The following is a 15,078-nucleotide window of genomic DNA, read 5'->3' as shown; positions in this document are numbered from 1 at the left end:
GGAGACGGGTTCTTTTTTATGAAGGATCTGAAATATAGACGCTGCGTCCGGCACGCATACCGGATAAAAACATGAAAAATAGGATGATGATAAAGATGATAATCGCTGGTGTCCATGTATGTGTGGAATCAAATAGGATTCCAATCATGAACGGCCCAACAGCAGCTAATAAATAACCGAGAGACTGCGCCATTCCAGAGAGGGCAGCTGCTTGTTGCATATTGGTTGTTCGTAATCCGATGAATGTGAGGGCAAGACTGATACTGGCCCCTTGTCCAATGCCGATCAAAAGAACAGAGATGACAAGGATAGGCGTCGATCCTCCGAGAAGAAGTCCAATCATGCCAAGTAAATACACAAGGACAAGGCCGGCGACAAGCGGTCTTTGCGTTTTTAATTTTTCTGCAAAAACGGGCGTTAAGAAGGTGGATGGCAGCCCAACAAACTGCATAATGGACAGCATCCAGCCAGCTGTCGACAGGTTCATTCCATGTGATGTTAAGATATCAGGAAACCATGCGATGCTGCTATAGAAAAGGAATGACTGCAACCCCATAAAAAAGGTTACCTGCCATGCAACACGTGAACGCCATATTGGCTGCTCTGTAAGAGAAATATTTTTGACGGCCGCTGTATTCTGATGAAGAAGCTGCGGCGCCCAAACCATCATGGCGAGAAGGGCAAGTCCAGCCCAAACAAGGAATGATGTATTCCAGCCGCCAGGCATCGTATGACTGAGCGGAACACTGACACCTGATGCAAGTGCAGCGAAAACGGACATTGAAGTCGTATATACACTTGTCATCAAACCTGCATGTGCAGGAAATTTATGCTTCACAAGCCCCGGTAAGAGCACATTACAAATCGCAATTCCAACGCCGACTAGCGCCGTTCCAATCATTAAGAAGGTGATGGTGCCAAACGAGCGAATCACAATCCCAAAGAGAAGAACGGCAAGTCCAAGCCAGAGGGTTCGTTCATTGCCCAGTCGTTTTCCGATTTTAGGTGCAATTGGAGAAAGCAATGCGAATGAGAGCAGTGGTAATGTCGTAAGAAAACCCGCCAGTCCATTTGAAAGCTGTAAATCGGAACGAATCGCGCCGATAACAGGGCCAACGGATGTAATGGCAGGCCGAAGATTAAATGCAATGAGCAAAATCCCAGCAATCAGCAGGATGGTTTGTCCTGTACTGCGAGGATGTAATGTTGATTTTTCTAGTTGTTGTTCCATGAATGTAAACTCCTTTATTTCTTTAAGAAGAACGATCTTTCTTCTGTTCAAGCTCCGCTAATTTAGCTAATAAGATATGCTGCGGCATATGCATGATTTGTTCTAACGGTACATTGAGTGATGCAGCTAGCTTTTGTGCGGTATCGGCTGAGATTTGTAAAGGTCTCAAGCGCAAATCCCTCCTCTTTCAATCTATACGTTCCAATATATCATATCGGCTTTGTGCCATGCTGATAAAAAATTAGCGTTCTCTTTGATAAAACCACTTTAGGGCCGATAAGAAATTTTTTTGAAATTGTTTCTGATGATGGCCCTCCCCTTGTTCGATGTGATATTGCAGCTGCCTTTCTTGCATCCCTTTCTGTAATAAAAGATCATGTAGTTGTTTGTTGAATAAAGGCATGTGCTGTTGAGCAGATGTTTTTCCTTTCCCTTCTTCACTGCCTACAGACAAATAAATAAAGTGATCCACACACTGAATGCTTTGTTGTTTAGCAAACGGTAGAAAATCTTGATACCAAAATGACCCGGAGATCGATGCGATGTTTTTAAAAAGATCAGGGTGCATGAATAAAGTATAAATAGCAAACAGCCCGCCTAATGAAGCACCTACGTGGCTATGTTCATGACAGGTCTCTTGAACTGGATATTCTCTTTTGATATATGGGAGTAAGTCATTCGCTAAAAATGACACATACGTCTGTGCCTCACCTTTAAAGTCAGGAAACCCAGATCGCAGTGATGACGCCTTCCATGGTGTATATTCGTCAAGTCGATTGAATGGGTGTATGCCGACAATGATGATTGGCGAGATGGTTTTGGTTTCGATCATTCTTTCGATCTCTAGCAGGTGTGTTCTAAACAAAGAAGAGCCATCTTGTACAAAGACAGCTGGGATATCAATAGAGGTGTCCTGTGGAAGGTAAATATCAAGCTGACGCCCATTAAACTCTTCATATAGAAACGTTCCGTTCATGTGTATCCTCTCCTAAAGGTTTTCAACTGCGTTGAAAAGAAGACAAAGGGCTAAACAATTTAGCCCTTTGTCAAAAATCTGATCACGCATCTGTTTAGTTGTTTTGATCTAACCATTTGACAGCCTTATCAAGGAAGGTTGTTTTGCTTAGTGCTGTTCCTCCTTGAAGCATAGGATCAACGGCATTTTCATTGATGTGCCCATTTTTCACAGCTTTTAGGCTTGTCCAAATTTTATTTTTCTCTAAGTCCTTCAATGCATTTGGATTCGATGAGTTTTCCTCTTTAGAGAACTGAACAAAAATATAGTCAGGATTGAGTTCGCCTAGGCGCTCCAATGAAATCAATGCTTGTGCTTTGGCTTTTTTGATATCACTTGGTGCTGTAAATCCTAAGTCCCCATATAAGGTCGAGTTGAAGTATACGTCTTCAGGGTAAACGTACAGGTCGCCCTGTCTAATGCGCAAAATGACAGCTGTTTTGTTGCTGCTTTTGTCTTTCAGGGTTTCTTTCGCTTGTTTGAGATCTTTCTGATAATCAGAAATGATGTTTTTCGCTTCTTTACTTTTTCCAGTCAGTTCACCGAGTAATAATAGATTGCTTTCCCAGTCAGAAGAGACATGGGATACTGGGATCGTCGTTTGGACTTTATCCAATTTTTTAATTGTTGCAGGCGGGAACTTGGTTGATCCGAGTATCACATCTGGTTTTAGTTTTAGGATTTTTTCCAGGTTCGGTTCTGTTTTTTCACCGATACCTTCTGTTTTCGCTGTAATGTCTTTAAATAATTCAGGGAATGTGCCGCCTACAGTAGAAGCACCAATAGGCTCGATACCAAGTAATTTTGCATCTTCCATTGATTCAAGGCTTCCAGCAATGACAATTCGTTTCACTGGTGTTTTGAGTTTGTACGTTTGATCTAAGTAGTTGATATTTGTTTCTGCTGTTTCAGCTGACTTGCTTTTGGTCGTGTTTGAAGCAGGTTTATTTTCTGCAGCACCACAGGCTGCTGCGGTGATCGTCATGATACAAAGGATAAGCAATGCGAACCATTTTTTCATTTGTTTTCTCCTTTAACTGATAATTGTTCTCAATTAAAGATTGTAGTAGTCTTTTGTCCTTTTATCCATAGACAATGATCTGTCAAATGATGGACTTTTTACGGAAAAAAAGATAAAAGGTCCTGAATGACTCGTTGATGACTGGCTGCTGTGTATTCACGCCAAGGGTCAGACGTAAGTGGATAGACGGCTTGCTGCGTCACAGCCTTGAGATTTTGCCAAGACTCCTGCTGCTTTAACTTTTGATAAAAAGCAATGGTTTTTGGCTCCTTATGCAGGAAGAGGAAGATGGCGTCTGGATCTAGCTGTTGTATAGAGCGAATGCTGATTTTCTTTTCTATTAGCTGGCCGTCATTCTGAAAAGCTGGCAGAAGGCCAATATCTTGAAAAATTACTTCTGACATGGTGCGATTCACAGACAAATAGAGCTGATCTTGAAAGATACGAAGAGGCAGGACGGTTTTTGGTGGATGATCAAAAAGGCATGCCTTTTTCGCTTGATTGACGAGTTCCTCGTAATGAATCAGCCATTCTTCTGCTTCGTTCGCTTCATTTAGGAACATAGCTGTTTGTTTGAATTGAGTGCGCCAATCTAATTGTGTGAATGGAACAAAGTGAACAGGACAGATGGTTTTTAACACTTGTTTTTCTTCCTCTGTCACATGATCATTGGCAATGATCAGCTCAGGTTTTGTTTCTTTTAATAGCTGTAAATTGGCTTCAGCGTGCTCGTTGATCCGATGTGCACTCAGGTGAATCGGAATTTCTTCTGCATGATGCTCAAAATCATGTGCTGTCCACTTAGGGTGAAGAGGGGCAGCATATGGGATGATATGAATGGGTGTGAGCTGGCCGAGTATGGAATGGCCATAGGCTGCAATTTTCCGCTGACGGCTTTTCATATAAGTAGAAGGGGTCATGCCCGTTTTTTTCTTAAAGATGCGGCTGAAGTAATACGGATCTTGATAGCCGATTTCCAGTGCAATGTCTTTGAGCTTTACGTTGCCTTTTGCGATTAATTGTTTGGCTCTAGCCATCCTTTTCTTGGTGATATAATAAGTGACACTCACATCAAAATGCTTTTTAAATAGCTCGCTGTAATGATTGGCGCTGATGCCAGCCATATGAGATAGACTTGTCAGGCTGAGGGGTTCTTCGGAATGTTGATCGATATATTGTTTTGTTTTGAAAAGGGCATGTGCCGTGTCACAAATATCTTCTTTATGCAGTGTGAAAAGCTGCATAATGAGCTCCTGAAAAAGAGTTTGGCTTCTAAAAAAGCTAATGGATTCAGGTCTTTGCCATTCCTCTGTCATATCGGACAATAAAGAATGAATATGTTCAATCGAGCTAATATCGATAAATTGCCATTTATTCAGTAAAGAACGGGCATGTTCCGTTGATACTTCTCCTATGTTTTGATTTTGCAGCGTGTAGAGCTGAAAGCGAAACAGATAGAGCTCGTGTTTTTGATAAGGCTCTGTTTTTAACATAAATGTTTCCCCAGGCATGATTGTATAGAGTGTCAGATGTTTCAATCGCCATTTTTGATCGTTCAATGTGAGTAAACCGCTGCCGCTTATGCTGAAGAGGAGGCAGAATGTATCTGATAGCTGCTGCTCTGTATGTGGAAGCTCTGCATTATTTATTTTTTCAGTATATGTTAATCGGTAGATGAATTGTTCGGCATTTGCCAATGTACGTAATTGATTGTTGTTTCCCATAAAACCACCTGATCTCTTATTGATTGATAAACATTCTCAATTAAATTGTAGCAGAAAGAGCTGAAAGATGGTGATGTTTATTCTGTCAAAAAAGCACCCTGATGGAGATCAGGGTGCGGTGATTTATTCCGTTTTTCCATGTGCTAGCGCAGGTTCTTTTGTTAAGCTTAATGGCCGCAAGTCCTGCCAGTGTGTCTGGATATAATCGATGCAGGCATTTCTAGTGTCTTCCCCAAAGACCTTTTCCCATCCATCTGGCACTGGTGCAAATGATGGCCAAAGTGAATGCTGTCCTTGTTCATTGACCAGCACAAGAAATACACCGTCTTCACGATCAAAGGGATTTGTCATTTGTCATCTCTCCTTTATTCTTAGTGCTTTTGTTTGACCCGATGCAGTGCGTTGTCTAAGATGACACCAATTTCTGCTAGGGGTTTAGGCTGGCACATGTCTTTGTGCCGGCAATGAATGTCGTGCTGTTCGATTGTTCCGTTGATATAAGGTGCCCATGCTTCGGGATCAATTGGTGTAAACCAATCTGGGATAATGGTAGATCTAAAGAATAATATGTCCCCCTGATAAGTTTTTGGCTGATATTCTCCGAGCAATCGAACTGAATTCACATAGGTTTCTTTTAGATTTCTAATGGCATCTTCATTTAAGCTAGCTAGTGCACTGCCATCTTTTTTCAAGATGTCGATGGCACTTTTCATTGTGAGCGGTTCACCTGTTAAGGTATCTGGATCATAACCGCCGAGCGCAAGAAGAGCGATTAGTGCTTCTTCTTCATCAGGTGCTGCTTTAATCGGTAAGAAATGGTTTGGATAGGCATCCAGCATCGCAACGAGTGCGATTTCTTCACCTTGCTGCTGGAGCTGTGTAGCCATTGCCTGAACAACGTTTCCGCCTAGTGACCAGCCAAGAAGATGATAAGGGCCTTTTGGCTGAATCGTTTGGATGTGCTTGATGTAATCCGCAGCCATATCATCTAGTGTGTGCGGGTAGTCATCTTTTCTTGCGATTCCTCGAGCCTGTAATCCATAAATAGGGATGTCTTTTTCTAATGTATTCAAGAGACCTGCATAGCACCAGCTAAGACCACCTGCTGGATGAACACAGAAGAGTGGATATCTTTCTCCATTTGTTCGCAGCGGCAGCAGGATGTCTAGTGCGTTTTCATCGCTTCCTGTTTCTAGTTTCTCTGCCAAACTTGCCACATTTGGTGCTTCAAACAATGTTCCAATGCTTAGTTTGACACCAAGTGCATCACGAATGCGGCTGATTAAACGAACCGCAAGTAAGGAATGGCCGCCAATGTCAAAAAAGCGATCGTCTATGCTGATTTTAGGCAAATCAAGCACCTCTTCAAAGAGATGACATAGGATTTCCTCTTTCGGATTTCTAGGGCCGCGGCCATCTGCTTGCTGCATATGCAATTGAGGTGCTGGCAGTGATTTTTGATCAAGCTTCCCGTTTGCTGTAAGCGGCATGGCGTCAATCTGTACATATGCCGCGGGCACCATGTAATCAGGAAGACTGGCTGCTGCAAAATGACGAAGGGTCTCTGTATCGAAACGGTTTTCTTCAGTTGGGACGATATAGGCGACTAAGCGTTTGTCGCCAGGCTGATCCTCTCGCATCATGACGGCAACTTGTGCAACTGCATCGTGGCGTGCCAGAACGGCTTCGATTTCTCCAAGTTCAATGCGGAAGCCGCGTATTTTAATTTGATGATCAGCTCTGCCAATGTAATCAAGAGCCCCTTCTTCTGTCCAGCGCGCAAGGTCGCCTGTACGATACATCCTTGTGCCAGGTGCGCCATATGGATCGGCAGGGAATCGATCTGATGTCAGGTCAGGTCTGCCTAGATAACCTCTTGCAAGGCCAGCTCCAGCTACATACATTTCACCTGTCGTCCCAGGGGGAACAGGCTGCAGGTATTCATCTAGTACGTACACGTGTAAATCAGGAATCGGTTCGCCTATTAAACTGCTGGAGTTCTTTGTGATCATATCTCGATTGAGTTCATTGTACGTAACGTGTACGGTGGTTTCTGTGATGCCGTACATGTTAATGAGCTTTGGCTTACAGTCTGAGTGACGGCTGTACCAATCTTCTAATCTGCTAAGCTCTAATGCTTCACCGCCAAAGATGACATAGCGGAGTGATAATGCTTGACCAAGTGTTTGTTGTTCCTTGTCTATCTGCATGAGCTGATAGAAGGCAGAAGGTGTTTGATTAAGTACAGTCACGCCTTCCTCAACTAGAAGCTGCAGCATCTCTTCTGGGGAGCGAGAGATGGTATGAGGTACAATGACAAGCCGGCCGCCATATAAAAGTGGTCCCCATATTTCCCATACTGAAAAATCAAAGGCATATGAATGGAACATTGTCCAAACATCTTCTTCATCAAATTGGAACCAATGTTCAGTAGATGTCAGAAGACGGATGACATTTTGGTGTGGGATGACCACTCCTTTTGGTTTCCCTGTAGAACCGGATGTATAAATAATATAGGCCGGATGCAGAGAAGATAGCGGCTCAATTCTGTCTATATCAGCCGGATTGTGAGTTGGCATTGTCAGCAATTGATCGCTCGTTTCCTTTTCGTCTAACAAAATCAAATCGCAATCAGCAGGGAGGTGCATTGCATCTGCTTTTGTTGTGATGCTGCAAACGGGTTTGGCATCTTGTATCATGTATGCCAGCCTGTCTGCTGGATAATCAGGATCAAGCGGAACATAGGCTGCACCTGCTTTATGAACGGCTAATAAGCTTATGAGCATATCGATTGATCTAGGCAGGGCAAGTGCAACGAACTGTTCTGGTCCAACGCCTCTTTTTATTAATAAATGAGCAAGACGATTGGCTTTGTTATTTAACTCTTCATAGGTAAGCTGCCTATTACCATACGTTACTGCGACTCGATCAGGGGATTGCTGCGCCGTTTTTTCAAATAAGGCCGGGAGACTATGTGCTTGGTCTAACTGAGCAAATGTCTTTTTGTCAGGGAGAAATGTTTGCCGCTCTTTATCTGATAAAATGTTCACTTGACCAATCGGCAGATGCGGGCGCTCAGCTACCTCTGTTAAAAAGCGCTTCATTCTGTCAGCGATTGCTCGAATGGTGCTTTCTTTAAATACATCTGTACTGAATTCAAACAATCCTGTTAAACCTGCTGCTGACCCAGTTTCCGTTCTTTGTTCTGTTAATTCGATGGTCAGATCAAATTTAGCTGACCCTACTGGTTTCACGTAAAGATCTGAGTCAAGTTGTGTCAGCTTCATTTCTGCCTTCGGTGTATTTTGGAAGGCTAGCATGACCTGGAACAATGGATTTCGTGATCTGGACCTGGTTGGATTTAGAATTTCGACTAGTCTTTCAAATGGCAGATCCTGATGCTCATAGGCTGCTAGGTCAACGTCTCGCACTCGCTTCAATAGCTCACTAAAGGTTGGATTACCAGCTGTATTTGTACGTAATACTAGTGTGTTCACAAACAAGCCCACAATATCGTCAAGTGCATCGTCATTCCGTCCAGCAATTGGACTGCCGATTGGGATATCTGTACCGGCCCCAATGCGTGTCAGTAATGCTGCAAGTGATGCTTGAAGCACCATGAACAAACTCACTTGATGCTGCTTTGCAAGCTCAAGGAGGTTCTGATGTAAAGCGGGTTCAATCGTAAAGTCTATCGTCGCACCGTTGAAGCTTCCTTCCTGTGGACGCGGGAAGTCATAAGGCAGTTCAAGTTCTTCAGGCAGGTCATGTAAGGCACCTTTCCAATAGCTGAGCTGCTTGGCAAATAGACTATCCGCCTTTTCTTCACTGCCCAACAGCTTCTGCTGCCAAATAGCATAGTCAGCATATTGAACAGGTTCTGCTGGCAAGGAGATGGATTTTCCTTGTATACGGGCTTCGTAAGCAGCAGCTAAGTCTCGCGTCAATGGTGCAAGTGACCAGCCGTCACCAGCGATGTGATGCAGCAATAGAAGCAGTACGGATCGGTTTGCATCAAGCGTGAATAATTCAGCTCGAAGTGCAGGTTCTTCTTCAATCTGAAAGCTATAGCGAATGGCTTCGTTTAACTGATTCTCAATTTGTTGATCGCTTGAAGCTGTGACATGGAGTTCAGGCTGAACACTTTTCGGGTGTAAAATGACCTGTCTTGGCATGCCGTTCTTATTTGGAAAAATGGTTCTAAGGGTTTCGTGTTTTTCAGTGATATCTGCCAAAGCACCAATGAGAGCTGTTTGATCTAGTGTACCTGTCAGTTGAATGACAAGTGGAATATTGTAAGTTGGACTTGGCCCTTCAAGGCAATGAAGGAACCAGAGCCGTTTTTGGGCAAAGGATAATGGAATTTCATCTGGTTTGTCTTCAACCTGAAGCGGCGGCCGAATGTCCTTCGCTTTGTCAATGTGCTGCACAAGCTCAGCAACCCGAGGTGATTCAAAAATGGTACTCATACTTAGGTCTGCACCAAGTGTATCGCGTATACGTCTAAGCAGGCGAGCGGCGAGTAAGGAATGTCCTCCTAAGTCAAAGAAACTATCATCTATGCCAATTTGAGATAGGCCAAGGGTTTCTGCAAATAAACTACATAACATGTCTTCTTGTGGTGTTCTAGGTGTACGCTCAGAACTAACTAAAGACATATTTGGTGCTGGTAATGCTTTGCGGTCGATTTTACCGTTTGGTGTAAGTGGAAGTTCTGGCAAAACGACAACAGCAGAAGGCACCATGTAATCAGGAAGTAATGCAGCCGCAAACTGCCTGAGCTCTGAAGGGTGCAGAGAAGACCGGTCTGTCAGCACAACATACGCACAAAGCAGCTGCTGCCCAGGTTGATCCTCACGAACGATAACAGATGTATGCTTTATGGCTTGATGCTGCATCATCACTGTTTCAATTTCACCTAGTTCAATACGGAAGCCGCGGATTTTAATTTGATGATCGGCACGGCTGATATAATCAATTGAACCATCTTCACGCCATCTGGCTAAATCACCAGTACGATACATTCTCGTGCCTTTTGTGCCGAATGGATCAGCGACAAAGCGTTCAGCCGTTAAATCATATCGTCCAAGATATCCTCTGGATACTCCTTCACCTGCAATATAAAGCTCACCGATTGATCCTGCTGGGACTGGGTTTAGTCCTTCATCTAAAATGTAAATGCTCGTATTCCAAATGGGTTTACCAATTGCCGGTCCACTATTTTCTCGATGTGCTGTGACATTTTCCATCGTAGACCAGATCGTCGTTTCTGTAGGTCCGTACAAATTAGTAATGTCACATTGAAGAGATTGCAATGTGTGCAAAAGGGAGGCAGGGAGTGCTTCACCTCCAACAAGAACACGCATACCTGTGATCACATCAGGGTATTCATCTGCCAACGCATGCCACAACGTTGGCGTTGCCTGCATGATTGTGACATGATGAGAACGAATCATGTCTGAAAGCTTTGCTGGTTCTTGTATGGTTTCTTTTTTTGCCAATAAAATAGCAGCCCCATGTAAAAGCGGTAGGAACATTTCCAGCCCAGAAATATCAAAAGCAATGGTCGTTACCGCTAAAAGCTGGTCTTTTTGATCTAATAAAAATGAATCTTGCATGGACAATATAAAGTTGATCACATTTCGTTTTGTTACAACAACACCCTTTGGTTTGCCTGTCGATCCTGACGTGTAGAGGATGTAGGCTGGGTGATGTGGAGAGCCCTCGCTCCAAGCCGGATTGATGTGCGGACTGTCTGCTATCTCCTGATGAACAGTTGAATCATCCAGCTGAACGATGTGCGGATGGTCCAAACCGTCTGCTGTCTCTTTGACTGTGAGCAAGCACGCTGGTTTGGCATCTTCTAGCATATAGGCGACACGATCGTTAGGATAATCAGGGTCTAGTGGCAGATATGCGGCTCCCGTTTTGACGACGGCTAATAGACTTACGACCATATTGATGGACCGAGGCAGAGCAATTGCGACAAATTGTTCTGGTCCAATGTCATGTTTTTTCAAATAATGAGCTAATTGATTAGCCCGGTTATTCAACTCCTCATAGGTCAAAGTAATTCCTTCAAACTGTAATGCTTTTGCTTGTGGTGTTTTGCTCACTTGTTTTTCAAATAGTTCCCGTAAAGATTCCTTTGGTAATTCTCGTTTTGTATCATTCCAGTGCTTGAGGATGTTCTCTTTCTCTTCAGACAAAAGAAGGTTGAATTGACTGATCGTTTGCTCTTGCTCTAGTCCGGTTATTTCCTCCAGCAATTGAAGAAAACGCTGCTGATGAGCGTCAACTGTTTGCTCTTTGTAAACGGCAGGGTTCGCATCAAAGTCGATTTGAAATCCGTTCCCATCCACGCGGTCGTATATGTTGATCGATATATCATCCACGGGTCCTGCTGAGAGGTTATGTGCTTGACCCAAGCTCTGATCGAACATGAGATCATAATCAAATGGCATGATATTGATCTGCGGGCCAAATAATCGCTGATTTCTTCCGATAAGTTTAAAGTCTCTCCGCATGTCCTCGTGACGATATCTTTGATGAGGGCGAATGGCTTTTAGTTCATCAGATACTTGGCGAACAAGTGCTGATAGCGTCATTTCTGGTTTGCATGTTAAACGAAGCGGTACCAGGTTCATGACCATTCCGGGTGTTTGTAAGGCGCACGATCCAAGGCGCATCATCACAGGTAATCCTAAAACAATATCATGTGCACCAGTCATACGATGCATATATAATGCGGATGCTGCAAGGATCATTTCATGCCACGTACCACCGAAGGCTTGAGCATTTCTTTTCATTTTGCTTACCTTTTCGGCATCGAAGCCAGCCGTTTTGCGAATAAAATGATCCGACGTTCTTGGTGCAAGCTCAGCAAGGCTGACAACTTCAGGTTGATCAGCAAAGCGATTTTTCCAAAACGCTCGATCAGCTTCATATCGATTGGACTGTCGATAAGTGGACTCCTCTTGAACTACGTCATGTAAGGCTCCAAATGTTTGAGGAGGCACAGGTGTCCCTTGCGATAGGGCTGAATAGACCTCAGCAACACGACGTGCAATGAGCGAAAAGGCGAATCCATCAATGACAATGTGATGAATGCGCTGATACCAGATAAATCGGTCGTCAGCAAGCTGAAAAAGTACTTCACGGAATAATACATCTTTCTCTAAAGAGACTGGTGTTGAAAGATCTGCCTTCATCCATGCTTTAGCCGCATCAAGCGGCTGTTTTTCATTTTGTAAATTGACATATTGAAATGGGATTTCTTTCTTAGATCTCATCCATTGCTTTGGACCGTCAGTATCATCAATGAAGCGCATATACAAGGAATCTGCTTCTAAGACAGTCTTTCTAATGGCGGCTTCAAAATGTATGGGATCAATAGGACCTTTAATCTCTATATACTCAGCTGTATTGAAAATAGGATTAGCTGGATCAAGCTGCTGCGCGTACCAAATGCCTGATTGGGCACCGGTTAGCGGGAATGAATCGACTGACTGGATCGACAAGGGTCTATTCCTCCTTTACAAGTAATCGATATTTGGGATAGATGGCTGCTTTTCTGGGAAAAGAAGAGTCCGCCAATGAGCGAGCGTTGGATTTGCGGCAAGCTCAACGAAATTAACTGTCGCTCCTTGCTGTCTCCACTTTTCCGCTAGGCTCATCATTCTAATAGAATCAAGTCCAAGGTAGACGAGATTCTCATCAAGTGGTATTTCATTTGGCTCGATTTGGAGATACTCAGCTACTTGGTGAACGATGGCCTCAAAGGATAAATCATCACTGTTTGCTTCTTGTCCTGTTAAACGACTGATGATTTGGTTTGTCGTTGTGGTGACTGCACAGCGTTCAGCTGCATAGGTCATGGCCATTTTGTGATGTTTCAGTGAAAAGTCAGCGACGGCATCGGCGACAAAAAAGGTTTCAATATCGAGCATGAATGCTTCTGCGGCTGTCAGCATACAGCCAATATGTGCATATACGCCAGTAATGATCAGTTGATCACGCCCGCCTTCTTGAAGGATATCCAAAAAATTAGATTTCTTGAATGCGCTATAACGCCATTTTGTCAGCATTGTATCTGCCTCAGATGGAGCAAGCTGATCAATGATTTTTGTCAATGCTTCATCATCACCAAGTCCAGGTCCCCAAAAATCTGTTAATAAGGCACGATCCTTCGGGTCTTGGTCACCAGGTTGCGCTGTATAGACGACGGGGATTCCAAGTTCATTGCATGTATCACGTAATTGTTGAATATGCTGCACTAACTCTGTGATCGGTGATGTATCTTGTTGAAATGCATTTAAAAAATATTGCTGCATGTCATGTATTAGCAGAACAGCACGTTTCGGATCTGGTATCCAGTTCACTTTATTTTCGGGTAAATCTTGTGTGCTTGGCATTGGATATGCAGGAATAGTAGGGATTGCCATGGTTTTCACTCCTCTTTTTTATACGTTGGCAGTATGGGTTGCAGCTAATTCTCTTAATGCTTTTTTACTGACTTTGCCTACACCTGTTTGCGGGAACGCATCGATCCATTCAATGCGGTCGGGAATTTTAAAGGCTGCGAGCCCGCGTTCTCTTAGAAATGATTTTAAGATGTGCGGTGCTGGTTTGTTGTTTCCTTTCGCGATAACAAAGGCACATGAGCGTTCGCCAAGAAATGGATCTGGCATAGACACCATGGCGGCATCATGAATGTCAGGATGCGCAAGTAAATGGTTTTCAACTTCTTCAGCGGCAACTTTTTCGCCGCCACGATTGATTTGATCCTTGTCTCTGCCTTCTACAACAACATTTCCTTCTTTGGTTAATCGCACGATGTCACCTGTTCTGTAAAAGCCATCGGATGTAAATGCTTTTTTGTTTTGTTCATCGGCTTTATAGTAGCCGCGAATCGTATAAGGTCCTCTTGTTAAAAGATGTCCAGCCACTTCATGCGGGACGGGCTTGTCCTCATCATCTACCACTAGTACCTCATCATATTCAGACATTGGGCGTCCTTGTGTATGAATAATGACATGTTCAGGGTCATCTAATCTGGTATAGTTGACCAGACCTTCTGCCATGCCAAAAACTTGCTGTAACTTACATCCAAGTGTAGGCATCACTCGTTTTGCTGCCTCAGCACTGAATTTAGCACCACCGACTTGTAAGACTTCAAGACTCGATAAGTCATCTGACCGATGAGGAGCGGCCTCTAGCCAAATCAATGCAATTGGTGGAACGACAGCGGTAATGGTCGCCCGTTCTTTTTCAATGAGTGGAAAGACGACATCAGGGCTTGATCCAGGTGCAAGAACGACTCTTCCGCCTGCGTATAACGTCCCAAGGACGCCAGGCGAGCTTAATGGATAGTTGTGCGCAACTGGAAGTGCAGCTAGATACACACTTTCTTGTGTGAGCTCGCACACCTCATTGCTTTTCCAAAGACTATAAATATAGTCATCATGCGTGCGAGGAATAAGCTTTGAAAGGCCTGTGCTGCCTCCAGATAACTGAAGAAATGCAATATCGCTTGCCTCTACATGAATTTGGGGATCAAGTGCTGGGTCCTTGCGCAGATCATCCAAGTCAAGGAATTCCTCAGCTTCCCCTGCAACAATGACATGAGGTAATGAGGGAAGCTTTCCTTTCACTTGACGTGCGAGTGATCGATAATCAAAGCCGCCATCGATATCTGGTATGACATATGCGTCTGCTTCGGCAAACTCAATAAAATAAGTGATTTCACTGCTTCTATGAGATGGCAGAGAGAAGACGGGTAAAGCACCGATTCGAAATAAAGCGAAAATGACTTCAAAAAAAGCAGGAATGTTAGGAAGCTGCACGACAACTCGACTTCCTTTCTGAATTCCAAGCTGAAGAAAACCGGCAGCAAGACTGCTGACGCGCTGATCAAGTTCTTGGTAGCTTATGTGCGTATCAGCGTATGTAATGGCTGTTTTATTTCCTAACGATGCGGCGCGTTCACGAAGCATACCGCCAAAGGTTTCCCCACGCCAACAGCCGTTTTCACGGTAGCGTTTTGCAAATTCTTCTGGCCATGTAGGTGGTTGAACAAACATGTTTT

At 43.8% G+C, this 15,078-nt stretch carries 9 protein-coding genes; all 9 read right to left on the bottom strand.

Going from position 1 to position 15,078, the window contains the following annotated elements:
• Window positions 1-16: 16 nt before the first annotated feature.
• Window positions 17-1,231 carry an MFS transporter gene (locus tag NSS65_RS19320; protein ID WP_144496510.1) on the bottom strand — a complete coding sequence of 405 codons (1,215 nt, stop codon included), beginning with the start codon at window positions 1,229-1,231 and terminating at the stop codon, window positions 17-19.
• A gap of 22 nt (window positions 1,232-1,253) precedes the next feature.
• Window positions 1,254-1,400 (bottom strand): YycC family protein, encoded by a 147-nt coding sequence (locus NSS65_RS19315; RefSeq protein WP_064498621.1) that lies wholly within the window; start codon window positions 1,398-1,400, stop codon window positions 1,254-1,256.
• 72 nt (window positions 1,401-1,472) lie between these two features.
• The gene (locus tag NSS65_RS19310) at window positions 1,473-2,207 is read right to left on the bottom strand and encodes an alpha/beta hydrolase-fold protein (RefSeq protein WP_144496509.1); all 735 of its coding nucleotides are present in this window, start codon (window positions 2,205-2,207) and stop codon (window positions 1,473-1,475) included.
• 94 nt (window positions 2,208-2,301) lie between these two features.
• Window positions 2,302-3,267 carry an iron-hydroxamate ABC transporter substrate-binding protein gene (locus tag NSS65_RS19305; RefSeq protein ID WP_034283615.1) on the bottom strand — a complete coding sequence of 322 codons (966 nt, stop codon included), beginning with the start codon at window positions 3,265-3,267 and terminating at the stop codon, window positions 2,302-2,304.
• A gap of 98 nt (window positions 3,268-3,365) precedes the next feature.
• Complete coding sequence (locus NSS65_RS19300; protein ID WP_144496508.1) at window positions 3,366-4,991, bottom strand: AraC family transcriptional regulator; 1,626 nt, start codon at window positions 4,989-4,991, stop codon at window positions 3,366-3,368.
• A 123-nt stretch (window positions 4,992-5,114) separates the two neighbouring features.
• Window positions 5,115-5,342, bottom strand: coding sequence for an MbtH family protein (locus NSS65_RS19295; RefSeq protein ID WP_025093680.1), 228 nt, complete (start codon window positions 5,340-5,342; stop codon window positions 5,115-5,117).
• A gap of 20 nt (window positions 5,343-5,362) precedes the next feature.
• Complete coding sequence (locus tag NSS65_RS19290) at window positions 5,363-12,511, bottom strand: non-ribosomal peptide synthetase (protein ID WP_144496507.1); 7,149 nt, start codon at window positions 12,509-12,511, stop codon at window positions 5,363-5,365.
• Between the two features lie 15 nt (window positions 12,512-12,526).
• Window positions 12,527-13,435 (bottom strand): isochorismatase family protein, encoded by a 909-nt coding sequence (locus NSS65_RS19285; RefSeq protein ID WP_144496506.1) that lies wholly within the window; start codon window positions 13,433-13,435, stop codon window positions 12,527-12,529.
• Window positions 13,436-13,453: 18 nt separating this feature from the next.
• Entirely contained in the window at window positions 13,454-15,073 is a 1,620-nt protein-coding gene (locus NSS65_RS19280) for a (2,3-dihydroxybenzoyl)adenylate synthase (RefSeq protein ID WP_144496505.1), read from the bottom strand.
• Window positions 15,074-15,078 lie beyond the last annotated feature (5 nt).

The sequence above is a fragment of the Bacillus sp. FSL K6-1006 genome (assembly GCF_038593175.1).
Classification (GTDB): Bacteria; Bacillota; Bacilli; order Bacillales; family Bacillaceae; genus Bacillus; species Bacillus safensis.
This window is presented reverse-complemented; position numbering and strand designations above follow the sequence as displayed.